Here is a 24,399-nt window from a genome sequence, read left to right as displayed (position 1 = left end):
GCGAGTCGACGCTCCGGACTGAAAGGACCGACATGCTGCTCATCCACTGCCCGAACTGCGGGCCGCGGGACGAAACCGAATTCCACTACGGCGGACAGGCCCACGTTCCCTACCCCGAAGACCCACACGCCCTGTCCGACAGGGAATGGGCCGAGTACCTCTTCTACCGTGCCAACGACCGCGGTGCCTACGCCGAGATGTGGAGCCACAGCGCCGGCTGCCGGAAGTGGTTCAACGCCGTCCGCGACACGGCCACCTACGACTTCACCGCGATCTACCCGATCGGCTCGCCCCGTCCCGACACGCAAGGAGAGGTTCGATGACGAACACCACCCGTCTGCCCGGTGCCACCGGCATCGACACCAGCCGCCCGATCGACTTCACCGTCGACGGAGCGACCTACTCGGGCTTCGCCGGTGACACGATCGCCAGCGCCCTCATCGCCGCCGGCCGCATCGACTGCGGCAACTCGACCTACCTGTCACGGGCCCGCGGCATCCTCGGCGCCGGCGTCGAGGAGTCCAATGCGCTCGTCCGCGTGCACTCCCGGTTCCCCGGCGACGTCTCCGAGTCGATGCTGCCCGCCACCCGCGTCGCCATCGCCGAGGGACTCGAAGCCGACTACCTCGCCGGGCTCGGCATCCTCGACCCGGGCCAGGACGAACTGACCTACGAACACAAGCACGTGCACACCGACGTCCTCATCGTCGGCGGCGGCCCCGCCGGACTCGCCGCCGCCCGGGAGGCCGGCAAGTCCGGGGCCCGCACCCTGCTGCTCGATGACCAGTCCCTGCCCGGCGGCTCCCTGCTCTCGGCGGGACCGGCCACGGCCGAGACCATCGACGGTCAGGACGCCACCGCCTGGGTCGAGTCCACCGTCGCCGGATTCGCCGAGCACGAAGAGCTCACCTACGTACCGAACACCACGGTCTTCGGCAGCTACGACTCGAACTACTTCGTCGCCCTCGAAGATCGCACCGATGCCGTCGACACGGCCGGCGGTCACGGGGTGCGCCAGAAGGTCTGGCACATCCGCGCCGGCCAGGTCGTGCTCGCCACCGGCACCCACGACCGACCGATCGTCTTCGCCGACAACGACCGTCCCGGCATCATGCTCGCCTCGGCCGTGCGCACCTACCTCGGCCGCTACGGCGTCGCCGCAGGGCAGAACATTGCCGTGGCGACGACGAACGACTCCGCCTACGACCTCGTGACCGACCTCCACGCGGCAGGCATCACCGTCCCCGCGGTCATCGATTCCCGCCCGACCGCCTCGGCGGTGGCCGAATCCGTCACCGAATCCACGGGCACGCGTCTCATCCTCGGCGCCGCCGTCACCGGCACCGCCGGTGGGGGGGCTGACGGACGTATCAGCGCGATCACCGTCGCCTCCCTCGACGATGACGGCGTCGCTGCCGGTGCAGGCGAGGAGATCGCCGTCGACCTGCTCGCCGTGTCCGGCGGACACTCGCCGGTCATCCACCTCCACGGGCAGCGCAAGGGCCCGATCCACTGGAACGCCGATATCGCCGCCTTCGTGCCCACCACCCCCGTCCGCGACCAGTTCACGGCGGGCTCCGTCACCGGAGACTATTCCCTCGAAGCGGCGCTGCGTCAGGGCGCCGAGGCGGGCAACCAGGCGGCGAACCGGACCGGCTTCCCGGCTGCGCTCAGCGTCCCGGCAGCCTCCGCGATGGCCTACGCCCCGGCTCGCCCACTGTGGCTGGTCACCTCGGCCGAGGACGACCACGACGCGCTGACCACGCACTTCATCGACTTCCAGCGTGACCAGACCGTCGCCGACGTGCAGCGGGCGATGAGCGCGGGCATGCGCTCGGTCGAGCACATCAAGCGCTACACTTCGATCTCGACGGCCAACGATCAGGGCAAGACCTCAGCGGTCAACGCCATCGGCGCGATCGCCTCGGTGCTGGGGAAGGCCGACGACCTCGGACAGGTCGGGCACACGACCTTCCGCGCCCCGTTCGCACCCGTGCCGTTCGCGGCACTGGCCGGACGGCGCAAGGGCGAACTCTTCGACCCGGCCCGAGTCACCTCGATCCACCCCTGGCACGTCGCCCACGGCGCCGAATTCGAAGACGTCGGCCAATGGAAGCGGCCCTGGTACTACCCGCGACCGGGTGAGGACATGGAGGCCGCGGTGCTGCGCGAGGGCAAGGCCGTACGCGAATCCGTCGGCTTCCAGGACGCCTCCACGCTCGGCAAGATCGAGATCCGCGGAAAGGACGCCGGAGAGTTCCTCGGCCAGATCTACACGAACGGCTTCAAGAAGCTGGGGGTCGGCAAGGGCCGCTACGGGCTGATGTGCAAGCCCGACGGAATGATCTTCGACGACGGCGTGACCCTGCGCGTGGCCGAGGACCGCTACTACATGACGACGACGACCGGCGGGGCGGCGACCGTCCTCGAATGGCTCGAGGAATGGCACCAGACCGAATGGCCCGACCTCGACGTCGTCTTCACCTCGGTGACCGAACAGTGGTCGACCGTCGCCGTGGCCGGACCCCGGTCCCGCGATGTCATCGCCAAGGTCGCACCGAACCTCGATGTGTCGAACGAGGCCTTCGAGTTCATGGGCTTCCGTGAGACCACCCTGGCGAACGGCATTCCCGCCCGTATCTGCCGGATCTCGTTCTCCGGAGAGCTCGCCTTCGAGATCAACGTCGACACCTTCTACGGGCTCGCGGTCTGGGAGGCCGTCGCCGAGGCGGGGGCCGAGTTCGACATCACCCCGTACGGCACCGAGGTCATGCACGTGCTGCGTGCCGAGAAGGGCTTCATCATCGTCGGGCAGGACACCGACGGGACCGTGACCCCGCAGGATGCGGGTATGGAGTGGATCGTCTCGAAGGTCAAGGACTTCATCGGCAAACGCTCCTACACCCGGGTCGACACGGCCCGGGAGGATCGCAAGCACCTCGTGGGCGTGCTGCCCGTCGACGGGACCACGCGTCTGGCCGAAGGCGCCCAGCTCATCACCTCGGGCACCCCGGTCACCCCGGACGAAGGACCGGTGCCGATGATCGGGCACGTCACCTCGTCCTACATCTCGCCCTCGCTCGATCGGCCCATCGGGCTCGCGCTCGTCGAGAACGGCCGCAACCGGACCGGCGAGATCGTCCAGTCCCCGCTCGGGGACACCCTGGTCGACGTCGAGATCACCTCGCCCGTCTTCTATGATCCGGAAGGGAACCGCCGCGATGGCTGACACCACCTACTCCACAGACACCCTCGTCACAACCGATTCGCTCGATGACCTCCGGGTCTCCCCGGCTGCACACCTGGCCGAGACGATGGCCGAGGCGAGTGCCGCCGGCGGCCGCCGGGTCGCCCTGCGCGAGCTGCCGTTCTCCGTCCAGCTCGGACTGCGCGCACAGCCGGATTCGGCCTCGGGTCGTGCGCTCGAAGACGCCTTCGGACTGCCGCTGCCGCGCCGGGTCGGTGAGGTCACCGGCGATGGTGCAGGACTGCACATCCTGTGGCTGAGTCCCGATGAGTTCCTCGCCGTCGACGTCTCCCGCCAGCAGCAGCCGGGGGAGACCCTCGTCGCCGAGGCGGGACTCGAAGGACTGCCCGGACAGGCCGTCGACCTCTCGGCCAACCGCACGATCCTCCAGCTGTCCGGGTCGAGGGCCCGCGAGGTCCTCGAGAAGAGCTGCCGCGCCGACCTCCACCCGCGCGCCTTCGGCGTGGGCACTGCGATCGTCACCGCTCTGGGACCCGTGCCCGTAATCCTCCACCACTCATCGGTGCTCGAATACCGTGTCTACCCGCGGGCGAGCTTCGCAGACTTCACCGTCCGCTGGCTGCTCGACGGCATGGCCGAGTTCCTCACCGAGGGTGCGGGCTCGGGTGCAGGCGTCGGGGTCGCGGCGGAGGGGACCGGCTGATGGCACTCGGGGTCCTCGATCTCTTCTCGATCGGCATCGGCCCCTCCTCCTCACACACGGTGGGGCCGATGCGGGCGGCGCTGCGGTTCGTCGAGGAGCTCGACGGGCAGGGTCTCCTGCATCGGGTCCGTCGGGTCCGTGTCGGACTCTACGGTTCGCTGGCCGCGACCGGCATCGGGCACGGTTCGGACTCGGCGGTGCTCGTGGGGTTGAGCGGCTTCGATCCCGAAACGCTCGACCCCGACCAGGTGGGCCCGCTGGTCGAGGAGGTCAAAACGCAACGCAAGCTCCACCTCGGCGGGCGATTGGTCATCGAATTCGAACCGGAGACGGACCTCGTCCTCCACCTGCGGAAGAATCTGCCCGGCCATCCCAATGGGATGGTCATCCGCGCTGAGGCGGGCGATGAGGTCATCGAGCGCGAGTACTACTCGGTCGGCGGGGGATTCGTCGTCACCGCCGAGGAGCTCGCAGCCGAGAAGGACGCCGCCGAGGCGATCGAGGCGTCCGAAACGGCAGGGCAGCAGGCGGCCGGACAGGATGCCGTCGAAGGGGAGGCCGGCCAGGGAGAAACGGGCCAGGCGATCGAGTTCGCCACGGCCGATGAACTCCTCGCCGCCTGCCGTGAGCACGGTCTGAGCATCGCGGAGCTCATGGCCGTCAACGAGCGAGTGACCCGCACTGATGCGCAGCTGCGGGAGAAGCTGTTGGCGATCTGGGCGGTGATGCGCGAATGCGTGCACAACGGGTGCATGCGTGAGGAGACGACGCTGCCCGGCGGGCTCAAGGTCCGCAGGCGTGCTCCCGAACTGCGGGCGAAGCTCGAGGACGCCGAGTACACGGCCTCCGGTTCGCTCGATGCCCTCGAATGGGTCAACCTCTACGCCTTGGCCGTCAACGAGGAGAACGCCTCGGGCGGACGGATCGTCACCGCCCCGACGAACGGGGCTGCGGGCATCATTCCCGCGGTGCTCCATTACATGGACCGCTTCGTCACCGACGCAGAGATGTCCGACGACGCCGTCGTGAAATTCCTGCTCACGGCCGGGGCGATCGGGATCCTGTTCAAACGCAACGCCTCGATCTCCGGCGCCGAGGTGGGCTGCCAAGGCGAGGTCGGTTCGGCCTGTGCGATGGCTGCCGCAGGACTGTGCGCCGTCCTCGGCGGGACACCCGAGCAGGTCGAGAATGCCGCCGAGATCGGTCTCGAGCACAACCTCGGGCTGACCTGTGACCCGGTCGGCGGACTCGTCCAGGTGCCGTGCATCGAACGCAATGCGATCGCCTCGGTGAAGGCGATCAACGCCGCTCGCCTCGCGATGCACGGTGACGGCACTCACCGGGTCACCCTCGATCAGGCGATCGAGACGATGCGGCAGACTGGAGCCGATATGAAATCGAAGTACAAGGAGACCTCGCGCGGCGGCCTGGCCGTCAACGTCGTCGAATGCTGATCGCCTCCGGCGACTGTGCACCACCCCTCCCACTGTCACACCACTGAATAGGAAGATTTGGACATGCAGGATTACATCTTCACCCTCGAATGCGACGAACGCCCGGGCATCCTCCACTCGGTGACCGGGGCCCTGCTCACCCACGGCGGTGACATCAAGGAGCTCAAACAGTTTGACGACCAGTTCACCGAGCGCCTGTTCCTGCGCATCGATTTCAGCGTCTCCGAGGAGCCGGGCAACGGCATCGAAGCATTGCGGGCGGACTTCGAATCGATCGGCGAGGAATTCGGTGCCACTTGGCAGCTGTGGCCGCAGGGGGAGAAGCGCCGGGTGCTCATCATGGTCTCGAAGTTCGAGCACTGCCTCAACGATCTGCTCTTCCGCGCCCAGATCGGCGAGCTGCCGATCGAGATCGCGGCAGTGGTGTCGAACCACCCCGATCATCGGGAGCTCGTCGAGTGGCACCACATCCCGTTCTTCCGGATTCCGGTGACGAAGGAGACCAAACCCGAGGCGGAGGCGAAGCTGCTCGAACTCGTCGACCGGTTCGAGATCGACCTCGTCGTGCTCGCCCGCTACATGCAGGTCCTCTCCGATGACCTGGCCCGGGAGCTGACCGGACGGGCGATCAACATCCACCACTCGTTTCTGCCCTCGTTCAAGGGCGCCAAGCCCTACCACCAGGCGTGGGAGCGCGGCGTGAAGACCGTGGGCGCGACCGCGCACTTCGTCAACAGCGAACTCGACGAGGGCCCGATCATCGCTCAGCAGCTCGTCGAGGTCGACCACTCCTTCGGCCCACAGGATCTTGTCGCCGCCGGCCGAGACGCCGAGTGCAAGGCGCTGTCGAATGCCGTGAAGTGGCACTGCGACGGCCGCGTGTTCCTCTCGGGCAAGAGGACCGTCGTGCTGCGCTGAGGTGCACGAGGTTCGACGCATCCACAGACCGCGGCGTCGACAGACGAGTCTCTGAACTCGTCTGTCGACGCCGCGGTTCGTTGTTGTGGACCCTGAGGGCCGTCGGCCGACACCCGGATGATCGAGATCGCGTCGTTCTCTCTCCGCAGAACACGGACCCGCATCTTCTCCCTCAGCATCGCACAGCTGCGACACAGGTTGGACATAGTCCGTTCACCGATTGTTTACCTAACTTCGCAGGGACACAGTTGCTGACGAGAGGGGATCGTGCCGTATGCGATTCAGTGGAAGCGAGACCGACGACGACTCAGGAGGGGTTGGCCGACCGGTCGAGCAGGGCGACCGCTTGCGCGCTCCGAGCAGCCTGCACGCCTTCAACAGATACGAACTGAAATACCTCGTGCCTTCGAACCAGGTCGGGGATATCCGCGCCGAACTCAATGAGCGCATGGAGCGTGACGCCTACGCCGGACCGCGCGGCTACGGCGTGTGGAGCGTCTACTACGACACCTCTCATCTTCGCTTCTACTACGAGAAGATCGAGGGGCTGAAGTTCCGCCGGAAGCTGCGCATCCGGCGTTACGGAGACACCGGAGAGGTTGCTGACGAAAACAGCCCGGTCTCCGTCGAGATCAAACAGAGAGTGAATCGGGTCACTCAGAAGCGGCGGGTCATGCTGCCCTACGGGCAAGCGCTCGCGCTGTGTGACCGTCGTGAGCACATCAGCGTCGCGGCATCCGATCAGCCGTTCGTCGACGAGGTCCTCGACCTCATCATCCGCCTCGACCTGCGGCCGATGGCGATGACCGGGTATCGCCGCGAACCCTATGTGGGAATCGACGCCGACCTCGGTCTGCGCGTGACCCTCGACCACCGTGTGCGAGGGCGCGACCGCGACTTCGATCTGCGGGCGGAGACCGAGAACCGGTACATCATCCGTCCCGACCTCGCCGTCATGGAGGTCAAGGTCAACGAGCGTGCACCCTACTGGGTCACCGATATGGCCGCACGCTACGGACTGCAGATCCAACGGATCTCGAAGTACTGCCAGAGCGTCGAGGCCCACGGACTCGCTCCGCGCTCCGTCTTCCACGCACCGGAAGACCAGCAGGCCCTCCCAGCCTGAGCAGGGCCGCATTTTGCCTGAACACGGCCGCACCCCGCACCTCAACAACGAATCGAAGGAAACACCACCAGAATGAATTTGGACTTCAGCCTCACCGACCTCTCCGGCACCTTCAGCGTCATGGACGTCGTGCTCTCCCTGCTGCTCGCCTTCGTCTGCAGCCTCGTCGTCGCCTTCGTGTACCGGGCGACGCACCAGAACGTCAGCTACAGCCAGAGCTATGTGCAGACACTCATCATCCTCGGCATGCTCGTCGCCCTCATCATGCTCATCGTCGGATCGAACATCGCGAGGGCCTTCGCACTCGTCGGCGCTCTGTCGGTGGTGAGATTCCGCAATGCGATCAAGGAGACGAGGGATGTCGGCTTCATCTTCCTCGTCATGGGCATCGGAATGGCCTGCGGAACCCGCTTCTACACTCTCGCTGTCATTGCGACGATCTTCATCTGCGCCGTCATCTACGTCATGTACCGTTTCAACCTCTTCGCTCTCAACGTCCAGCGCCAGGTCGTCAAGGTGCAGGTCCCGGCCGACGGAGACGACTATGCTGCGCAGCTCGACGACATCCTCATCGCGGCGACCGACGAATACGAGCTCATCAGCACCGAGAGTATCCGCGGCGGATCCCTCATGGAGCACAGCTACACGGCGAAGCTCAAGAAGGGCGTCGAGCCCAGCGACCTCATCGCCCGACTCCGGTCGGTCAACGTCGGGCAGAAGGCGACGGTCCTGACCGGGTACGACCAGACGGACATGTGACATGGCCGAACAGCACCGAGACCCCCAACCGGACGGGCAGCCGGCGGAGGCCGAGGCGCCCGTGGCCGGCACGAAGAAGAAGCGGAAGCTGCGGCATCGGATCCCGGTGCGGCTGCGCCACTACTGGAAGACAGCTGCGGCAGTCACGGCCGGATTCGTCGCCGTTGTGCTGATCTTCGGCAGCTATACGGTCAAGCCGTACATCACTTCGCAGCTCGTCTCCGAGGACACAGTGACCAACGACATCGCCGGGAAGGGAGATCTGTTCGACGGCAAGAGCCACTTGATCGAGATCACCTTCGATGAGTCCGAGTACGAGGACATGATGGCCACATTCCAGGACGAAGGGGAGAAGCAGTTCATCAAGGCGGACATGACGATCGACGGCACGCTCATCGAAGACGTCGGACTCCGCCTCAAGGGCAATTCGACCCTGATGTCCCTGCGTGGCAACTCCGGGATGCCCGGTGGCGGCGGGGCCGACGCCCCGGAGATGCCCGATGGGCAGGGGATGCCGCAGGGCGGACAGCAGGCCCAGCAGTCCGACGCCGAGGCGAACGGTGCCTCGAACGATTCCGCACAGCACGATGCCCAGAAGAGTCAGGCCGCGCAGAATGACGGCCAGAAGGGTGAGGCTGTACAGGGCGACGACCAGCAGGGCGACGGACCAGGCGGCGGAATGGGAATGGTGCAGCTGTCCGAGGACAGTCCTGAAGAGCTGCCGTGGCTCGTCAGCTTCGATGAGTACGAAGACGGACGTGCGTATCAAGGGCACTCCGAGGTTGCGCTTCGACCGGCGGCCTCGGGCTCGGACACGGCGCTCAATGAGGCACTTGCGCTCAGCCTGACCAAGGACTCCGGCCAGACGACCCAGGACTACTCGTTCACCTCGGTCAGCGTCAACGGCGGAGACTCGGCTGCGCGCCTCGTCCTCGATGCGCCCGATGCCCAGTGGGCGGACGATTACGGGAACGGCGTGCTCTACAAGGGACGTGCGAGCGGATCGTTCGACTACCTCGGCGAGGATCCGACGGACTACGAGGAGGCCTTCAAGCAGATCAACGCGGAGGGATCCTACGATATGCAGCCGGTGATGGATCTCCTCGATTTCGTCAACAACTCCGACGACGAGGAATTCGCCGACGAGCTCGATGAGCACGTCGACGTCGAATCGTTTGCGACGTATCTCGCCACGCAGGAGCTGTTGTCCAACAGTGACGCCATGGACGGGCCGGGGAACAACTACTATCTCTGGTACGACACGGATGAGGAGAAGTTCACCGTCCTGTCCTGGGACCTCAATCTCTCCCTCACCGGCATGGGCGGCATGGGCGGAATGCCCGGCGGGGCCGGAGCCGACGGAGAGGACGAGGCCGCCGAGGACGCGGGGCAGCAGATGCCCGGCGGCGGCGAGGACATGCCGGAAGGCGGTCCCCCTGGCGGTCAGGACGCCAGCGGCGGTCAGGACGGTGCCGGTGGTCAGGAAGGCGCGCCGGCCGGATCGTCCGATGGCGGCGGCAAGGGAGGAGGATCGCGTGGAAGCGGAGTGCTCAAGGAGCGGTTCCTCGACAACGACGAGTTCCACGAACTCTATGAGAAGGCCTATTCCAAGCTCTACTCATCCCTCATCGAGGACGGCTCTGCGAAGTCGACCCTCGAACAGATTGCGAAGCAGGCGGCCGCAGCCGGTGACGAGGACACGCAGACCACTGTGACCTCGATCGAGTCAGCGCTGTCGAAGATCAGCGCCGAGGCTCCCGAGGAGTCGACCTCGATGTTCGGCAACGGAGGGCCTCCGGGTCAGTGACCCTGCAGGTTGTGCCCGCCGAGTCAGCTCATCAGCTGGCCCGGCGGGCACACCACTTTCCTCTCACCGGGAATGGTTGATCTGGACGTGTTTGGTCCGGGTGAAGTCATTGAGGGCGTAGATCGAGAGATCGCGGCCGTAGCCTGAGCCCTTGAAGCCTCCCCACGGCACCTCGGCGGCCAATGCGAGGTGCGAATTCACCCACACCGTGCCGAAGTCGAGGTGGCGCGGCGCATCGAGGCTGCGGGCGGCATCCTTCGTCCACACCGAGGCGGCCAGGCCGTAGGAAACCTCGTTCGCCCGGGTGAGTGCCTCGTCTTCGGTCTCGAAGGTCTCGATCGTGACGACGGGGCCGAAGATCTCGTGCTGAGAGGCCTCGGAGCCCGGGGCCACGTCGGCGAGCACGGTCGGGGCCACGAAGAATCCCGGGCCTTCGAGTGCGGCGCCGCCGACGACGGGCCGAGCACCGTCTGCGATCGCGCGGTCGAGGAAGCTCGTCACCCTCTCGAAGTGTGCCTCGGAGATCATCGGTCCGAGCTCGACATCGTCCCCGCCTCGGGGATCGCCGAGGACGTAGCTGCTCACCTGCTCGGCGAGCAGCCGTGTGAATTCCTCGGCCGCCGAGGAGTGGACGAGCACCCGGGTGCCGGCCCCGCATTCCTGTCCGGAGTTCCAGAAACCGGCCTCGCGCACGCCTTCGGCCGCCGCCTGCAGATCGGCATCATCGAAGACGATGACCGGAGCCTTGCCGCCGAGTTCGAGGTGCACACGCTTGAGGCTCTGGCCCGCGGCCGTGGCGACCGCCTGACCGCTGGGGACGCTGCCGGTCAGGGCGATGAGATCGATATCGGGGTGTGACGACAGCCGGGCGCCGACGCTCGGCCCAAGACCCGTGACGATATTGAGCACGCCGGCCGGGAGGAGGTCGGCGATGAGCTCGACGAACTTCAGCGTCGACAGCGGAGTCTGCTCCGAGGGCTTGAGGACGAGGGTGTTCCCAGCCGCGAGGACCGGGCCGATCTTCCATGCGGCAATGAGCAGCGGGTAGTTCCACGGCACAACCACTCCCACGACTCCGACCGGTTCGCGCAGGATCACCGAGGTGTGTCCCTCGACGTAGTCACCCGAGCCCATCTCGGTGAAGGCCCGGCCGGCTCCGGCAGCGAAGCGGAAGACATCGGCGGACATCGAGATGTCATCCTCGGACACGACCCGCGGCTTGCCTGTGTTGAGCGATTCGAGACGGATGAGCAGATCGGCGTTCTCTTCAACTCTGTCGGCGATCGTCGTCGGGGCGGCACTCGCGTCGCTCGTGGCCCCTGACGACGAACTCTCACCCGCACCGCCGACGAATGCGCCGTCGATGAAGTGGGTGAGTGGTGGGAACTCCTCGGCGGTGACGAGCGGACTCGTCGATTCGCCGCGGACGATGGCGGGTTCGGTGGTGACGGTCATGGGGCCTCCGCTTCCTCGGTTCGGCTGTCGGGAGCTGCCGAACTCCATCGGCAGAATGTGATCACATTATCCGGTCGGGTGACCGCGGCGCAATGGGTGAGCGTGAAGGGAGGGCCGCCTCGGCGAGGTTAGACTGTCGAGCATGACTGAGACCGCAGGTGAACCCGGTGTGCGCATCGGGGATCAGGTGTTCGAGGCGATGCAGGCGAAGATCCTCAGCGGTGAGTATCCCAGCGGTCATCGCCTGCGCATCCGCCAGCTCGCCGCCGAGCTCGGCACGTCCGTGATGCCGGTGCGCGAATCGATCGCTCGGCTCGAGGAGGTCGGGCTCGTCGAGACCAGCCCGCATCGCGGCGGAGTCGTCAAGGCCTTCACCGCCGAGGAGCTCCTGCAGATCTACGCCGTGCGCCTGCTGCTCGAGACCGAGGCGACGGTCAACGGTGTGGCCGGACTGGATGCGGACGGACGGGCGCGGCTCGATGAGGAGTTCACCGCGATGGAGTCCGCTCTCGCGGCCGGCGACGCCTCGACCTACCTCGACCACGACGAGGAACTGCTGGCGACGATCTACTCGGCCGGCGGCAATCCCGTCCTCGTCGACACGATCCGGATGCTGTGGCTGCGGTGCCGGGCCTACAAGCTCGTCGGCGCTCGCCGCGCACTCGAATCCGGCGACCTGCCGCCGCTGCTCGAGCACCAGCGCCGCCTCATGGAGGCTGTCGACGCCGGTGACGCCGAGGCGGCCCGCACTGCCGCCGAACTGTCGCTGTCGGACGCGATCGAGCGCATCCGCAGCGTGCTCGACCGTCCGGAGGGCAATCGGCCGGGCTGAGAGGCTCGCCGGACATCGCCGAATATCACCCGCGCGGATCTTTTGCCGAAGAATGTGATCACATCTTAGAGTGTGGGCAGGAGTCGATGCGACGAAGCGTCGACGCGTGTGAGAGAGGGGGTGTTCCCCATGAAGGATGCGGTCATCGTCGGAGGCGGACTCGCTGGACTGTCCGCAGCATGGCGGCTGCGGAACTGGGATATCACGGTGTTGGAGTCGAACCACAGAGTCGGAGGGCGAATCCGGTCGGAGAACCGCGGTCGCTACTTCCTCAACTGGGGCGGACACATGTTCGCCGGAGGCAAGTCCTCGACCAACTAACTCATCACCGAGACCGAGACGCGGACGAGCGAGATCCCGGGATCTCTGTCGGCGGTATCGATGAACGGCAAACTGGTCATCGACGGACCCGTGCAGTCGTATCCGTTCCGGATTCCGATGTCGCTGAAGGACCGGGCATCGATGATCAAAGCCGGCGTCAAGGTCTCGGCCGATGTCCTCCGTTATGCCAACGCCGTGCGTCTGCGCCCGAACGAAAGCTCGGAGATGCGCCAGCAGCGCATCTACGACTTCGAGAACGACCGCTCGTTCGCCGACTACATCGGGGAACTCTCCGAAGACGCCGAGGCGATGTTCCGGCCGACGATCACTCGTTCGGCAGCCGACCCCGACGAACTCGCCGCCGGTGCCGGAATCGGCTACTTCAGTCTCGTGTGGAACATCGGCCAGGGCCTCAACCGCAGCATCGGCGGAGGTCCGTCGAACCTCGTCGAGTCGATTGCTGCGCCGCTGCAGGAGAACATCCAGCTGGATGCGAAAGTCGACGAGATCGTCCACAAGAAGGACCACGTCGTCGTCCGCTACCGGCAGGACGACATCGATCATGAGATCGAGGCGCTCTCCGTCGTGCTGGCAACTCCCGCGACGGTCGCCCACCGGGTTGCGGTCGATCTGCAGGAGGACAAGCGCGAGGCGCTGTCGAAGATCGTCTACGGCCCCTATGTCTCTGCGGCGTTCCTCACCAACGAGACCGAACCCCAGCCCTGGGATCGGGCGTATGGGATCGCGACCCCGAAGCGGTCGTTCAACGTCGTCATGAATCAGGGCAACATCGTCCGCGGCACCGAGAGCGAACGCCAACCCGGGGGCAGCATCATGACCTTCTCGCCGGCGAGCCTGGCCCGCAAGCTGCTCGACCTCGACGATGCGGACATCCTCGACACGTACATCGCCGATCTCGACGAGGTGCTGCCGGGCTTCGCCGGAATGATCGAAGAGGCCCATGTCCAACGCTGGCGCACGGGAGCCCCATACTGCTTCCCCGGGCGCGGAAAGCTGCAGCCCACTCTCAATTCGCTGTCGGGAAGGGTTTTCCTCGCCGGCGACTATATGGGCACCCTGTATACCGAGACCGCGATCAGCTCTGGCTTCACCGCCGCGCAGGAGGCCGCGAACATCCTCGTCACCGCCCGTCAGACCCGCAGGCACCATCCGGTCCAGCACCCGAACGAGGACGAACCGCCGCGGCACGACGCCGCCGCTGCCTCGGCGCGGGATACGACGACCGGGGTCACCCCGCACGCGTCCACCACCACTTCAGCAACCACCACTTCGGAGGCATCATGACCACCCAGCTGCGCGGCGTCCTCACCGCCCTGACCACCCCCTTCGACGCCGAGGAGAACATCGACTTCGACGCTCTCGGCCGTGTCGTCGACCGGTCGATCGACGGCGGAGTCGACGGACTCGTCGTCGGCGGATCGACCGCCGAGTTCGCCACGATGACCGCCGAGGAACGCGAGAAGATGGTCGGATTCGTCATCGACCGCGCCGCCGGCCGCGTGCCCGTCGTCGCACAGACCGGTGCGACGACGACCCGCGAGGCCATTCGCCAGTCCCAGGCCGCGCAGGCCGCCGGCGCCGACGTCCTCATGATCGTCACCCCCTACTACGAGCCGCTCACCCTGGCCGAGACGCTCGACTACATCCGCGCGGTGGCCGCTGCCGTCGACATCGACGTCATGCTCTACAACATCCCCGGAGCCACCGGGGTCAACCTCGACCCTGACACGGTGCGCACCCTCGCCGAGGAGATCCCCAATGTCCGCTACATCAAGGACTCCAGCGCGGACTGGGAACAAGGACTCAAGCTCATCCACCACCACAGCGACGTCATCGGCACATTCATCGGCTGGGACAGCTACATCTACTCCGGCCTCGTCGAAGGTGCCGCCGGAATGGTCGCCGGAGCGGCGAACGTCGTGCCGGCCGAGATCGTGTCCGTCTCTGCGAAGATCGCCGCAGGAGATCTGACCGGGGCCCGCGAGGAGTGGACGAGGCTCTACCCGGTGATCGACGCGATGATCTCCGAGCCGTTCATCCAGTCGGTCAAGGCCGGCCTCGAGCTCCGCGGCGTTCCGGTCGGGTCATCTCGGCGACCGATGGCAGACACCGACCCCGATGCCCGCGAGCGGATCAAAGTGGCGCTGGCCGGTCTGCGGGGCTGATACTCAGCGGAACCCGCCGCCCGCGCACCTCAGCTCCCGTGTGAACGCCGACCGCTCGAGTTGCCGACACTGTGCCAAGTTATGCGGTGTGCGGTGGACGCTGACGTGAGCGGTCGGCGACGACGCGGAACGTCTCCATCCGTGAATCCTGGGCTCCGCGGACGTATCCCGATGGAGCCTCGGCGGTCATCCGCAGGAACGTCACAGCCTCCTCACTGAGCTCCTCACCGGGAAGGACGTTCGGGATGCCGGGCGGATACGCGGCCAAAGCATCCGCGGACACTTGACCGACCGCCTCGGCGGCGGAAACGACCTCGGAGGCGGCGAAGAACGCCTGTCCGATCTCCATCCGCTTCGCGCAGCTGCCGGGGAGGACGATCGGACGCTCGGGTTCGGACTCCGAACGCGGCAGCGCCTGCAGAGCGGACCAGAAGCGTTCGACGTCGACCGGGGAAGTCGCCCCGACGAGCAGCAGCAGCGCCGAGGGCGTCGCGAGCTCGCAGTAGATCCGATGATCGCGGATGAGCAGGTACTGCGCGTCCGATCCGGTGATCCCGGCACCCCGAGTGTCGATGACGATCTTCAGCGGATCGGCATCGACGGCATCGCGGCCCGCGAGGATGTCCGGAGTCGCATCGCGGAAGCGGGCATCCGCACGGACACGGGCCCGGACGTCCGCGGCAGTGCTCAGCGCCTCGCCGATCGCCTCGGGGTGGGTGACGAGGTGCCGCCTGACCTCATCGAGGGAGGCGAGCAGGAGTGAGCTGCACGAGGTCGACTGATACGACCTGACCACGCGATCGACGAGCGGTTCGATACGCTCGGCCAGCCGACCGTGACCGAGCTGGACCATCGCCGACTGCGTGAGCGAGCCCGCGCCCTTGTGCGTGCTCGAGATGACGAGATCGGCTCCGCAGCGCACGGCGTTGACCGGCAGCCCGGGGTGCAGGCCGAGGTGCGATCCCCACGCCTCATCGACGATGAGCGGGACATCATGACGGTGGGCCACCTCGGCGATGGCGGCGATGTCGGCCACCGCCCCGAAGTAGCTGGGGGACACAAGGTAGACCGCTGAACTGGAAGGATGCTCGCTCAGCGCGTACTCGACCTGGGCGGGTGTTACCCCGTGGGAGGAGCCGAGCCCGGCATCGACGCGGGGGTGGAGGAAGTGCGGTCGGAGGTCGGCGTGGGTGATGCCGTCGATGACGGAGGAATGGACGCTGCGCTGGCAGACGAACTCCCGCCCGAGCCCGCGCACGACGGTCGTGGCGATGTGGTTGCCGCCCGAAGCCCCGTTCGTCGTGAACCACGTCCGGGACGCACCCCAGGCCTCGGCGGCCAGCGCCTGCGCTCGGTCGATGGGACGGATGCGCGTGTGGTCGATCATCCGCCAGTTCTCCTGGTCGACGCCGCTGAAGAGCATCGGGAAGTCGATGCCCAGCGCCTCTTCGCCGACGACGTTCGCCAGCCCCGGCGCGTGCTCGCGGCTGCCCTGGTGGGCGGGTACGTGGAGACGCAGCCAGTCCTGCTCGGCCAGGCTGCGCAGGGCATCGGCGTACGGGGCCGCGTGATGGCAGGGATCATCCGCGAGCGTGGCCGCGGTGAGCGGCGCCGTCCCGGCGGGGGTGGTCGCCGAGGTGGCCGCTGAGTTGGTTGGTCCGGTGACCATGTCATCGTGTGCACGCATGAGTCCCAGCGTAGGGATCGGTGGGGGACGAGGATATAGCAAGATCTCGCACACAGTGACATAGTGGATATGCCATGATGAATCTTCAGCAGCTCCGCGTCCTGCTTGCGATCCGGGACGAGGGCAGTCTCAATCGAGCCGCCGAGAGGCTCGGGTACGGGGTGCCGACCGTCACCCACCATCTGCGCACCCTCGAATCGCATCTGCGGGTCCGCCTCGTCGACCGGTCGCGGCACGGAACGAGGCTGACAGCCCTGGGGGAGTCCTTCGCAGCCGAGGTCGACTCGGTGCTCGCCGGGCTCGACCGGGCCGAGCGGATCGTCACCGCCCAGCGAGATGCGGGCGCCGTCACCGTCCGCATCGGGTCGTTCCCGTCGATCGGTTCGCGGCTGCTGCCCGCGGCGATCGCGGAGCTGAGAGCGCGGACCTCGGTGCGGGTCGAGGTCGTCGAGGCCGAGCCGAGTGAGGTCGTGCGGATGCTCCAGGCCGGAGAAGTCCATGCCGGGATCATCTACGACATCCCGGATCTGCCCGAGTTCACCGGTCCTGACCTGCAGCTGAGCACGCTGCTCGACGAGCCCTACCGGATCATGGTCGCCGCCGACGGACCACTTGCCGGCTCAGAGGCCCTCGACGTCGCGGACATGACCGACGTCGACTGGATCGTCAGCCGCAACGAGGCCGAAGCCTCGGTGCGGGTGCTCAAGAGGGTCTGTCGTTCACTCGGCCACGAACCCCGGGAGCTCATGCGCAGCGACGATCTGTCGATGATCCACGGCCTCGTGGCCGAGGGGCTCGGCTGTGCATTGAGCACCGAGGCGGCCGTCGACACGGACTTCGCCGTCGTCCTCCGCCCCGCCGTTCAGGACCTCGGGCAGCGGCGGGTCTCGTTCGTCACCCGCACGGGCCCCGTCCCCGCGGCGGTCACCTGGTTGGGCGAGAGCCTCGCGGCGGTGGCCGCGGTGCGGGGGACCGCCTCGGCGAACGGATGAGCAGGGGTCGGCTCAGAGGTCGCCGGTCTCCGGGGTCGGATCGGACTGGGACGACAGCGCCTCGGCGATGGCCCGCGCCTCGCGGCGGAGCAGAGCGACGAGGCGTTCGACCCGGAGCCCGGTGACGCGGTCGGCGATCGAAGCGATCGACAGAGCCGCGCGGGGGCGGGAGCCGCGGATGCGCAGCGGCACGCCCACCGCCCACGAGCCCTTGGCGAAGAGCCCGGGATTGTGGACGAAGCCGTCGATGCGGGCCTGGTCGATGATGTCGCGCAGCGCCTCGACGGAGACCTTCGGATATCGTTCGGCGAGGATCTCGGCATTGGCCTCGAACTGGGCGTCCACCTCGGCGGGGGAGAGCTCGGAGAGGATCGCCAACGATCCGGCCCCGATGCCCAGCGGGTGTCGGTCGCCCACGGACAGGGCGTTGTTGAAGATCTCTCCGAAACCCTCCTCGCGGCGGGCGCAGATCGAATAGCTGCCGGTGCGCAGGGTGAGGAACACGGTGTCCCGGCTCAGCTCCGCCAGACGCAGCAGACTCGATTCCGACTCGGTGACCAGGGGATCCACCGACTTCTGCGCGAGCTGACCGAGGATCTGCGATTGCACGCCGAGACGGTATCCGCCCTCCTCGAGACGTTCGACATAGCCCATCGCGATGAGCGCCTGGAGCATGCGGTGGACGCTGGCCTTGGGACGGCCGCTGATCGAGGCGAGCTCGGACAGGCTCGCGCCTTCGCGGCGTTCTCCGGCGATGAGACCGACGAGGTTGAGCAGAGTCAGTGCGCGTTGGATGCTCTGAGCGCCGGTGCCCGGTTCGAGGCTGTCGACGGCGTGGGCGACATTGAACGAGGCGGAACGGCGCAGGATCCGACCGCGCATCTTGATGCGGTGCTCTTCGCGGAGTTCCTCGTTCGAGTCGGCGCCGTTGTGCATATCCCCATTATGGACCGTGGGGCATGGGGGCAGTGAGACGCACGTTGGGCCCCGATGCGCTCGACCCCTGGGTCTCGGCCATGTGCCAGAGTCCGACCACAGTTGTCTTGACGGCAGTGAGCGAACCGCTCGACTGGCCCGACGCCGACATCGCCCGCGGCGAAGCCGCCGACGTGGTGGCGGCGATGAAGGACGCATCGGACGTTCCGATCCGCTCCCACGGCTCGCTGTCGCTCAACCGCGCCCTCATGGCCGCCGGACTCGTCGACCGCCTCCAGATCACCGTCTACCCTGTCATCACAGGTCAGACCTGTGCTCAGCCGGTCTTCGCCGGTGCCGAGGACTTCGACCTCGAGCTGCTCGAATCAACACGGCTCGACGGTGACATCCAGGAACTCGTCTACCGCCCGAGACTGCACGGGCAGGGCGGCTGACTCCTCTTCCCGCCTGCTGCGGCTCTCCCCGCCGAGCCGAGTCGTCCCTCATCGACTCCTCCTGCCTCCAGATCCGTTTGTGGTTCGCCCACAACCAGTGATGGTGAAGTCTGGGTCGACTCACGAAGCGTCCCTGTTGTGTTCTGCACCACACTCGAAGAGTACAGAAGCAATGACGCAACAGTGAGGACATCATGGACGACTACATCGTTGTAGGAGCAGGATCGGCCGGATGTGTGCTGGCCGCACGACTGAGCGAAGACCCCGACGTCACCGTCGCGCTCATCGAAGCCGGAGCCGCCGACACCGCGGATGAGATCCACATCCCCGCCGCCTTCAGCTCCCTCTTCAAGAGCCAGTGGGACTGGGACCTCGACACCGAACCCGAGCCGGAGCTCCACCGCCGCCGCGCCTACCTTCCCCGCGGCAAGATGCTCGGCGGTTCCAGCTCGATGAACGCGATGATCTACATTCGCGGCAATCGCGCCGACTACGACCAGTGGGCCGCCGACGGCGCCACCGGGTGGTCCTATGACGAGGTGCTTCCCTACTTCCGCCGGGCCGAGGCCAATGAACGCGGCGGGGATGACTTCCACGGAGCCGACGGGCCGCTGACCGTGTCCGAGAGTCGGTCGATGAACCCGCTGTGCGACGCGTGGGTCGACGGTGCCGTCGAAGCCGGTTTCCCGCACAACGAGGATTTCAACGCCGGTGAGCTGCTCGGCGTCGGACGCTTCCAGACGACCCAGCGCAGCGGCATGCGCTGCTCCACCGCTGTCGCCTACCTGCACCCGGTGGCGGAGCGGAAGAACCTCACGATCATCGCCGACGCCCACGCGAAGAAGGTCGTCTTCGACGGACAGCGCGCCGTCGGCGTCGAGATCGAACGCTACGGCGAAGTCGAGGAGATCCGCGCCGAGCGCGAGGTCGTCCTCTCGGCCGGGGCCCACGGTTCGGCCCACCTGCTTCTGCTCTCCGGAGTCGGACCGGCCGCCCAGCTCGACGCCTTCGGCATCGAGAAGGTCGCCGATCTGCCCGTCGGCGAACGGATGCAGGACCACTACATGGTCATGCTCAACTACACGACCGAGCTCGAAACACTCATGACCGCCGCCACCCCGGCCAACGCCGAACTCCTGCAGAAAGGAGGGCCGCGGCCCCCTGACCTCGAACATCGGTGAGGCCGGCGGATTCTTCGAAACCCGCAAGGGCCCGACCGGCAAGATCCTGCGCCGCGAGATCTCCGCGCCGGAGGGAGTATGAACCGAGAGAGCGAGTTCCGGCCGGTGGACTCGATGCGGGAGGACGACTCGGACCGTCGAACAGAGATCGTGAGCTCGGCCGATCCGTCACGGGACCGGCGACAGCTGGAGGCGCTGTCGATACCGGTCATGACCGACTGGTAGGTGCGATCTCGGTGGCCGGACTCGGGGCGACATATGACGGCATTCTGCGTCGTCATATGTCGCCCCGAAGCTGTGTCGGTCCGAGCGCGTGTGACCATCGTTACGACCGGGAAGACCGGGGCACGGTCCGAGCGTTGCACCGGTGAACTCGCGAAAGGATCCGCTCATGACCGTACCGGCGACCACCTCGGCGCCCGAATCTCGACAGCACTTCGTCCGCGTCTCCTACGACGACCCGCTCGGGGCTCCGCTGCTCGATGACCTCGAGCGCGAGTACGACGCTCGCTACGGGGACGTCCACGAACAGCCTGCGCGCACCGAGATCCTGCGCTACCCTCCCGAGGCGTTCGCGGCTCCCACCGGGGCATTCATCCTCCTGCTCGAAGGCGAGGAGCCGCTCTCGGGTGGGGCGTTCATGCGGTACGACGAGTCCACTGCCGAGTTCAAACGGATCTGGACCCATGCCGACCACCGGGGTCGCGGTCTCGCCGGTCGTGTGCTGGCCGAACTCGAGTCCGAAGCCCTCCGGCTCGGCTACACCAGGGTGTACCTGACCACGGGACCGCGCCAGCCCGAGGCCGTGCGCCTCTACCTCAAGAACAGCTACACCCCGCTCTTCGACCCTGCCCTCGAAGCCGAGGAGATCGGCATCCACGGCTTCACGAAGGACCTCGGAGAGTCGGACCGCGGAGCCGACCGCGAGGTCGGCAGCGCGGCCGTCTGAGTCGGCGGTCTCGGGCCGACCTCCACCGAATGCGAACCCGAGTCCAAGATGTGGAACGTCGGTATCGCAGGGCGGGAGCAGCCTCGGCGAGGTGGGTCCTAGAATCGAGGAGCCCGGTCGCAGACGGCGGCCCGGGACCGAGAGGCCACCCATAGGGTTGGCCCCCGACCGATGACTCGAAGGGTGAGTGAGACGTGGCCGAGACCGTCCTCGACATTGCCGGTGTGACGTTCCGACGTGGGCAGACGCAGATCCTCCACGGAATCGATCTGCGCATCGCCGCCGGCGAGCACTGGGTGCTCATCGGACCCAACGGGGCCGGAAAATCGACTCTGCTCAGCTTCGCCTCGGCGCAGGTGTTCCCGACCTCGGGCACGGTCGACGTCCTCGGCCAGCGCATGGGCCGGGTCGAGCTCGCCGCGCTGCGCCGCCTCATCGGGCACGTCAACCCGCGCCACCCGCTGCGCTCGAACCTGTCCGTCACCGAAGTCGTCCTCACCGGGCTGACCGGCACCATTGAGCGCCCCATGCGCTGGGAGCCGAGCGCCGAGGGCCTCGCCAAGGCCGAGGCCCGCATCGCCGAGGTGGGGCTCACGGCCCGTGCCGACGCCGGGTGGAAGGTGCTGTCCCAGGGGGAGCGGGGCCGTGCGCTCGTCGCCCGGTCGCTCATCTCCGACCCGCAGCTCCTCCTCTTCGACGAGCCGACCACCGGCCTCGACGTCGCCGCGCGCGAACAGCTGCTCGAGACCATCGACGACCTCTCCGTGCGTGCGCCGGAATTGGCGACCGTGCTCGTCACCCACCATCTCGAGGAGATCCCCGAGACCACCTCGCACGCCGCCCTCATCTCGGACGGACGACTGACCGCGGCGGGCCCGATTGCCGAGGTGCTCACCTCCGAGCAGGTCTCCGCCGCCTTCGACCATCCGATCGAGGTCGGCTTCGCCGACCGTCGGTGGTCGGCGCGTACGGTCCGTGGTGCTCGCTCCGTCACCGTGTGACTGTCGGCTGAGACCGCCGCCCCGTCATTGCACGCGCACACGCGTGCGTCTAGGCTTGAAGCATGAAGATGAGTACCGTGTGGAGCATCATCGGCGCGATCGTCGCCATCATCATCGCGTGGTGGGTGGTCAACGTCGCGTTCTCCATCGCGTGGTTCCTCGTCAAGGCCATCATCACCGTCGTCGTGGCGCTCGCCATCTTCGGCCTCATCAAGGCCTCGCTGAAGTCGAAGGACCGCGACCGAACGCGCTGACGCACGTACCGCCGACTCTCAGAGATCGCCGAGGCCGGTGTTCGCCCCGCAGAGGACGACGCAGACCTTCTCCCCCTCGTCCGGCACATAGCCGCCCGAGCCGTGGACTCCCGCCAGTGCCGTGGCCGCCGCGTGCTCGACCGCCAGGCGATGGTCGTCCCACAGGTGCTGCCGCGCACCGATGATCGCCTCATCGCCCACCAGCGCCGAGGTGACCAGGTTCGACCGTGCCGCGTCCAGTGCCAGCGGTGTGGCCCGACGGGCACCGAGCGAATCCGCCGCCACCGAATCGACCGTGACATCCACGGGCTGTCCTGCCTCGATGGCTGCGTTCAGCGCCCGGCAGTTCTCCGGCTCGACAGCCACCGTGCGCACTCCGTGGAAGGCCGCCGCCGTCGCGACCCCGGCGAACAGCCCGCCCCCGCCGACCGAGACGACGACCGTGTCGAGGTCGGGGATCTGCGCGAGGATCTCGGTCATCAGCGTGCCGGCACCGGCGGCGATGAGCGGATGGTCGTAGGCGTGCGAGGCCAACGCCCCCGATGAGTCGACGAATTCGCGGCAGGCCGCGGCCGCCTCGGCGTATTCGTCTCCGGTCAGCACTACCTCGGCGCCGTAGGAGCGCAGTCGCTCCACCTTGACCTCCGGGGCATTCGCGGGCAGGAACACCGTCGCGGGCACATCGGCGGCACGGGCCGCCCACGCGCAGGCCAGGCCCGCGTTCCCGCCCGAAGCGATCGTCACTCCCGCCTCGGGGAAGGTGCCCTCTTCGAGGTGGGTCTGGATGAAGTTCTGTGCCCCGCGGGCCTTGAACGTGCCCGTGTACTGCATGAACTCGAGGGCGAAGTACAGCCCCGAGGCGGCAGGGTCGCTGCCGGGGCCGGACGTCCACGTGGCCGCCGTGGGGGAGGCCGCCTCGGCGAGGGTGCCCGGCTGTCCCGAGGCCACGGTCACCGGGCGCACCCGACCGGCGATCCGGGCTGCTGCTGCTTCGATGTCGGGGTACGTCAGCTCAGTCATGCCACCAGCGTAGGCGAGAGCGGCTGAGGGTTTCGTCTCCTCGGTGGATTGTTTGGTCGATCCACGGTGATCCAGGCGCCCAGATCACCGCGGATCGACCAGGGAATCCGGTGGCAGGAGGAGTGCATGCGTTCGAGCCCGTCCGCGTCGCCCCGCCTCGGCAAAATTTGAATGGCGGCTAGACTGAATCAAACGGACTGAGGCTGATGCGGAAGAGAGAAGTCGATGACGCTCGTCAACATTCACGAGGCCGAGACGCAGCTCTCCCATCTGCTCGAAGCCGTTGCTGCGGGGGAATCTGTGACGATCGTTCGCGCTGGGAATCCTGTGGCGCGCCTCGTTCGCTACGACGAAGAGAAGCGCGAGCAGCGCTTGGGATTCCTTTCCGGCCGCGGGACTGTTCCTGAGCATTTCGACGAGCTCGAAGCAGATCAGATCGAAGGACTGTTCGGTGTCGGCGATGCCGCTTCTGCTTGAACGGGTATCGGGGCCGGCTGAATTGTCATCGGAGGGCCTTGTCGCCCTTGACTCTGACACTTGACCGCCGTTGAAACTGTGAACTATGGTTGACATGTGGTCGAAGTCATCAGGAGTACGACCTATGACCGCTGGGTGCGGAGTATCAAGGATAGACGTGTAAAAGCCCGTGTTCTCGCGAGGGTCGACCGCCTTGCTCAAGGCAATCCGGGAGATGTGAAGCCAGTCGGGGGCGGGATCTCCGAGCTTCGCATTCGTTATGGACCGGGATATCGGGTCTACTTTCTGCAGGACGGCGCCCGTTTGATCCTTCTGCTGTGCGGCGGAGACAAATCCACGCAGCAGCGTGACATCAACGAGGCGAAGAGGATCGGGAAAGAGTGGAAGAGCAATGGCTGACAAGACTGAGCAGTTCAGCGCCTATGACGCTGCCGACTACCTCGGCGATCTCAACGATGCCGCCGCTTATCTCGAGGCGGTGCTCGAAGACGGCATCGACCCGTCGAGTGTGGCGCAGGCGCTGGGAACGATCGCCCGATCGGGCAATGTCAGTGAGCTCGCTCGCCGAGTCGGAATGAGTCGTGAAGGACTCTATAAGGCGCTGTCTGCTGACGGCAATCCCAGCTTCGCCACCATCATCAAAGTGACGAGCGCATTGGGACTGCGACTTCGCTTCGATTCGGTCGCCTGATTCGAGGC

The 24,399-nt window shown here is 66.8% G+C and carries 25 protein-coding genes; 21 read left to right on the top strand and 4 right to left on the bottom strand.

The window, feature by feature from the left end:
- Nucleotides 1-32: 32 nt before the first annotated feature.
- The 8 genes from HK401_RS08015 (at nucleotide 33) to HK401_RS07980 (ending at nucleotide 9,975) form a co-directional block, all read left to right on the top strand.
- Nucleotides 33-323, top strand: a complete 291-nt coding sequence (locus HK401_RS08015) for a sarcosine oxidase subunit delta (protein WP_181274138.1) — start codon at nucleotides 33-35, stop codon at nucleotides 321-323.
- Nucleotides 320-3,229 carry a glycine cleavage T C-terminal barrel domain-containing protein gene (locus tag HK401_RS08010; protein WP_181274137.1) on the top strand — a complete coding sequence of 970 codons (2,910 nt, stop codon included), beginning with the start codon at nucleotides 320-322 and terminating at the stop codon, nucleotides 3,227-3,229. The genes HK401_RS08015 and HK401_RS08010 overlap by 4 nt, the downstream gene beginning before the upstream one ends.
- Complete coding sequence (locus HK401_RS08005; RefSeq protein ID WP_181274136.1) at nucleotides 3,222-3,911, top strand: sarcosine oxidase subunit gamma; 690 nt, start codon at nucleotides 3,222-3,224, stop codon at nucleotides 3,909-3,911. Before HK401_RS08010 ends, HK401_RS08005 begins: the two co-directional genes overlap by 8 nt.
- Nucleotides 3,911-5,365: an L-serine ammonia-lyase gene (locus HK401_RS08000; protein WP_181274135.1), complete on the top strand. Its 1,455-nt coding sequence runs from the start codon at nucleotides 3,911-3,913 to the stop codon at nucleotides 5,363-5,365. The genes HK401_RS08005 and HK401_RS08000 overlap by 1 nt, the downstream gene beginning before the upstream one ends.
- 63 nt (nucleotides 5,366-5,428) lie before the next feature.
- Nucleotides 5,429-6,283, top strand: coding sequence for a formyltetrahydrofolate deformylase (gene purU / locus HK401_RS07995; RefSeq protein ID WP_181274134.1), 855 nt, complete (start codon nucleotides 5,429-5,431; stop codon nucleotides 6,281-6,283).
- A gap of 346 nt (nucleotides 6,284-6,629) precedes the next feature.
- Complete coding sequence (locus HK401_RS07990; RefSeq protein WP_219921799.1) at nucleotides 6,630-7,409, top strand: polyphosphate polymerase domain-containing protein; 780 nt, start codon at nucleotides 6,630-6,632, stop codon at nucleotides 7,407-7,409.
- A 72-nt stretch (nucleotides 7,410-7,481) separates the two neighbouring features.
- Nucleotides 7,482-8,168 carry a DUF4956 domain-containing protein gene (locus tag HK401_RS07985; RefSeq protein WP_181274132.1) on the top strand — a complete coding sequence of 229 codons (687 nt, stop codon included), beginning with the start codon at nucleotides 7,482-7,484 and terminating at the stop codon, nucleotides 8,166-8,168.
- Between the two features lies 1 nt (nucleotide 8,169).
- Entirely contained in the window at nucleotides 8,170-9,975 is a 1,806-nt protein-coding gene (locus HK401_RS07980) for a CotH kinase family protein (protein WP_181274131.1), read from the top strand.
- A gap of 63 nt (nucleotides 9,976-10,038) precedes the next feature.
- Here the strand turns inward: HK401_RS07980 and HK401_RS07975 are convergent, their stop codons facing one another.
- Nucleotides 10,039-11,430 (bottom strand): aldehyde dehydrogenase family protein, encoded by a 1,392-nt coding sequence (locus HK401_RS07975; RefSeq protein WP_181274130.1) that lies wholly within the window; start codon nucleotides 11,428-11,430, stop codon nucleotides 10,039-10,041.
- 142 nt (nucleotides 11,431-11,572) lie between these two features.
- Here HK401_RS07975 and HK401_RS07970 point away from each other — a divergent pair, with 142 nt between their 5' ends.
- From HK401_RS07970 to dapA, 4 genes are all read left to right on the top strand, one after another.
- Entirely contained in the window at nucleotides 11,573-12,262 is a 690-nt protein-coding gene (locus tag HK401_RS07970) for a GntR family transcriptional regulator (RefSeq protein WP_181274129.1), read from the top strand.
- A 129-nt stretch (nucleotides 12,263-12,391) separates the two neighbouring features.
- Nucleotides 12,392-12,583 (top strand): FAD-dependent oxidoreductase, encoded by a 192-nt coding sequence (locus tag HK401_RS20655; RefSeq protein ID WP_258234077.1) that lies wholly within the window; start codon nucleotides 12,392-12,394, stop codon nucleotides 12,581-12,583.
- Nucleotides 12,584-12,643: 60 nt separating this feature from the next.
- A complete protein-coding gene (locus HK401_RS07965) occupies nucleotides 12,644-13,888 on the top strand; it encodes an FAD-dependent oxidoreductase (RefSeq protein WP_258234076.1) in 1,245 nt (414 codons plus the stop codon).
- Nucleotides 13,885-14,769, top strand: coding sequence for a 4-hydroxy-tetrahydrodipicolinate synthase (gene dapA / locus HK401_RS07960; RefSeq protein ID WP_181274128.1), 885 nt, complete (start codon nucleotides 13,885-13,887; stop codon nucleotides 14,767-14,769). The genes HK401_RS07965 and dapA overlap by 4 nt, the downstream gene beginning before the upstream one ends.
- Before the next feature lie 79 nt (nucleotides 14,770-14,848).
- Here dapA and HK401_RS07955 read toward each other — a convergent pair whose 3' ends face one another.
- Nucleotides 14,849-16,456, bottom strand: a complete 1,608-nt coding sequence (locus HK401_RS07955) for an aminotransferase class I/II-fold pyridoxal phosphate-dependent enzyme (protein ID WP_258234075.1) — start codon at nucleotides 16,454-16,456, stop codon at nucleotides 14,849-14,851.
- Nucleotides 16,457-16,530: 74 nt separating this feature from the next.
- Between HK401_RS07955 and HK401_RS07950 the strand changes: the two genes are divergently transcribed.
- A complete protein-coding gene (locus HK401_RS07950) occupies nucleotides 16,531-17,448 on the top strand; it encodes a LysR family transcriptional regulator (protein WP_181274127.1) in 918 nt (305 codons plus the stop codon).
- A 12-nt stretch (nucleotides 17,449-17,460) separates the two neighbouring features.
- Here the strand turns inward: HK401_RS07950 and HK401_RS07945 are convergent, their stop codons facing one another.
- On the bottom strand, nucleotides 17,461-18,384 hold the full coding sequence (locus HK401_RS07945; RefSeq protein WP_181274126.1) for an IclR family transcriptional regulator: 924 nt from the start codon (nucleotides 18,382-18,384) through the stop codon (nucleotides 17,461-17,463).
- 23 nt (nucleotides 18,385-18,407) lie between these two features.
- On the opposite strand from HK401_RS07945, the gene HK401_RS07940 reads away from it, so the two are divergent.
- The 5 genes from HK401_RS07940 (at nucleotide 18,408) to HK401_RS07920 (ending at nucleotide 22,203) form a co-directional block, all read left to right on the top strand.
- Nucleotides 18,408-18,818: a dihydrofolate reductase family protein gene (locus HK401_RS07940; RefSeq protein ID WP_181274125.1), complete on the top strand. Its 411-nt coding sequence runs from the start codon at nucleotides 18,408-18,410 to the stop codon at nucleotides 18,816-18,818.
- Between the two features lie 194 nt (nucleotides 18,819-19,012).
- Complete coding sequence (locus tag HK401_RS07935; protein ID WP_219921798.1) at nucleotides 19,013-19,999, top strand: GMC family oxidoreductase; 987 nt, start codon at nucleotides 19,013-19,015, stop codon at nucleotides 19,997-19,999.
- A gap of 391 nt (nucleotides 20,000-20,390) precedes the next feature.
- Nucleotides 20,391-20,948 carry a GNAT family N-acetyltransferase gene (locus HK401_RS07930; protein WP_181274124.1) on the top strand — a complete coding sequence of 186 codons (558 nt, stop codon included), beginning with the start codon at nucleotides 20,391-20,393 and terminating at the stop codon, nucleotides 20,946-20,948.
- A 194-nt stretch (nucleotides 20,949-21,142) separates the two neighbouring features.
- Nucleotides 21,143-21,949, top strand: coding sequence for an ABC transporter ATP-binding protein (locus HK401_RS07925; protein ID WP_181274123.1), 807 nt, complete (start codon nucleotides 21,143-21,145; stop codon nucleotides 21,947-21,949).
- A 62-nt stretch (nucleotides 21,950-22,011) separates the two neighbouring features.
- The gene (locus HK401_RS07920) at nucleotides 22,012-22,203 is read left to right on the top strand and encodes a hypothetical protein (protein ID WP_181274122.1); all 192 of its coding nucleotides are present in this window, start codon (nucleotides 22,012-22,014) and stop codon (nucleotides 22,201-22,203) included.
- An 18-nt stretch (nucleotides 22,204-22,221) separates the two neighbouring features.
- Here the strand turns inward: HK401_RS07920 and HK401_RS07915 are convergent, their stop codons facing one another.
- A complete protein-coding gene (locus tag HK401_RS07915; RefSeq protein ID WP_181274121.1) occupies nucleotides 22,222-23,223 on the bottom strand; it encodes a serine/threonine dehydratase in 1,002 nt (333 codons plus the stop codon).
- A gap of 225 nt (nucleotides 23,224-23,448) precedes the next feature.
- Here HK401_RS07915 and HK401_RS07910 point away from each other — a divergent pair, with 225 nt between their 5' ends.
- The 3 genes from HK401_RS07910 to HK401_RS07900 all read left to right on the top strand — a co-directional run bounded on the left by HK401_RS07910 (nucleotide 23,449) and on the right by HK401_RS07900 (nucleotide 24,391).
- On the top strand, nucleotides 23,449-23,700 hold the full coding sequence (locus HK401_RS07910) for a type II toxin-antitoxin system Phd/YefM family antitoxin (protein WP_181274120.1): 252 nt from the start codon (nucleotides 23,449-23,451) through the stop codon (nucleotides 23,698-23,700).
- Between the two features lie 96 nt (nucleotides 23,701-23,796).
- Nucleotides 23,797-24,099: a type II toxin-antitoxin system RelE/ParE family toxin gene (locus HK401_RS07905; protein WP_181274119.1), complete on the top strand. Its 303-nt coding sequence runs from the start codon at nucleotides 23,797-23,799 to the stop codon at nucleotides 24,097-24,099.
- Entirely contained in the window at nucleotides 24,092-24,391 is a 300-nt protein-coding gene (locus HK401_RS07900) for an addiction module antidote protein (protein WP_181274118.1), read from the top strand. The genes HK401_RS07905 and HK401_RS07900 overlap by 8 nt, the downstream gene beginning before the upstream one ends.
- Nucleotides 24,392-24,399: the final 8 nt, after the last annotated feature.

Origin of the sequence: Brevibacterium oceani (assembly GCF_013623835.1) — a bacterium.
Lineage (GTDB): Bacteria > Actinomycetota > Actinomycetes > Actinomycetales > Brevibacteriaceae > Brevibacterium > Brevibacterium oceani.
The sequence above is the reverse complement of the archived record's forward strand: the minus strand, read 5'-3'. Positions and strand labels throughout refer to the sequence as shown.

Coding starts and splice junctions, on each gene's coding strand:
- HK401_RS07915 (WP_181274121.1), bottom strand. CDS start 23,223: ATGACTGAGCTGACGTACCCCGACATCGAAGCAGCAGCAGCCCGGATC.
- HK401_RS07980 (WP_181274131.1), top strand. CDS start 8,170: ATGGCCGAACAGCACCGAGACCCCCAACCGGACGGGCAGCCGGCGGAG.
- HK401_RS07970 (WP_181274129.1), top strand. CDS start 11,573: ATGACTGAGACCGCAGGTGAACCCGGTGTGCGCATCGGGGATCAGGTG.
- HK401_RS20655 (WP_258234077.1), top strand. CDS start 12,392: ATGAAGGATGCGGTCATCGTCGGAGGCGGACTCGCTGGACTGTCCGCA.
- HK401_RS07940 (WP_181274125.1), top strand. CDS start 18,408: ATGGGGGCAGTGAGACGCACGTTGGGCCCCGATGCGCTCGACCCCTGG.
- HK401_RS08005 (WP_181274136.1), top strand. CDS start 3,222: ATGGCTGACACCACCTACTCCACAGACACCCTCGTCACAACCGATTCG.
- HK401_RS07975 (WP_181274130.1), bottom strand. CDS start 11,430: ATGACCGTCACCACCGAACCCGCCATCGTCCGCGGCGAATCGACGAGT.
- HK401_RS08010 (WP_181274137.1), top strand. CDS start 320: ATGACGAACACCACCCGTCTGCCCGGTGCCACCGGCATCGACACCAGC.
- HK401_RS08000 (WP_181274135.1), top strand. CDS start 3,911: ATGGCACTCGGGGTCCTCGATCTCTTCTCGATCGGCATCGGCCCCTCC.
- HK401_RS08015 (WP_181274138.1), top strand. CDS start 33: ATGCTGCTCATCCACTGCCCGAACTGCGGGCCGCGGGACGAAACCGAA.
- HK401_RS07935 (WP_219921798.1), top strand. CDS start 19,013: ATGGACGACTACATCGTTGTAGGAGCAGGATCGGCCGGATGTGTGCTG.
- HK401_RS07950 (WP_181274127.1), top strand. CDS start 16,531: ATGATGAATCTTCAGCAGCTCCGCGTCCTGCTTGCGATCCGGGACGAG.
- purU (WP_181274134.1), top strand. CDS start 5,429: ATGCAGGATTACATCTTCACCCTCGAATGCGACGAACGCCCGGGCATC.
- HK401_RS07965 (WP_258234076.1), top strand. CDS start 12,644: ATGAACGGCAAACTGGTCATCGACGGACCCGTGCAGTCGTATCCGTTC.
- HK401_RS07945 (WP_181274126.1), bottom strand. CDS start 18,384: ATGCACAACGGCGCCGACTCGAACGAGGAACTCCGCGAAGAGCACCGC.
- HK401_RS07920 (WP_181274122.1), top strand. CDS start 22,012: ATGAAGATGAGTACCGTGTGGAGCATCATCGGCGCGATCGTCGCCATC.
- HK401_RS07910 (WP_181274120.1), top strand. CDS start 23,449: ATGACGCTCGTCAACATTCACGAGGCCGAGACGCAGCTCTCCCATCTG.
- HK401_RS07930 (WP_181274124.1), top strand. CDS start 20,391: ATGACCGTACCGGCGACCACCTCGGCGCCCGAATCTCGACAGCACTTC.
- HK401_RS07985 (WP_181274132.1), top strand. CDS start 7,482: ATGAATTTGGACTTCAGCCTCACCGACCTCTCCGGCACCTTCAGCGTC.
- HK401_RS07955 (WP_258234075.1), bottom strand. CDS start 16,456: ATGCGTGCACACGATGACATGGTCACCGGACCAACCAACTCAGCGGCC.
- HK401_RS07900 (WP_181274118.1), top strand. CDS start 24,092: ATGGCTGACAAGACTGAGCAGTTCAGCGCCTATGACGCTGCCGACTAC.
- dapA (WP_181274128.1), top strand. CDS start 13,885: ATGACCACCCAGCTGCGCGGCGTCCTCACCGCCCTGACCACCCCCTTC.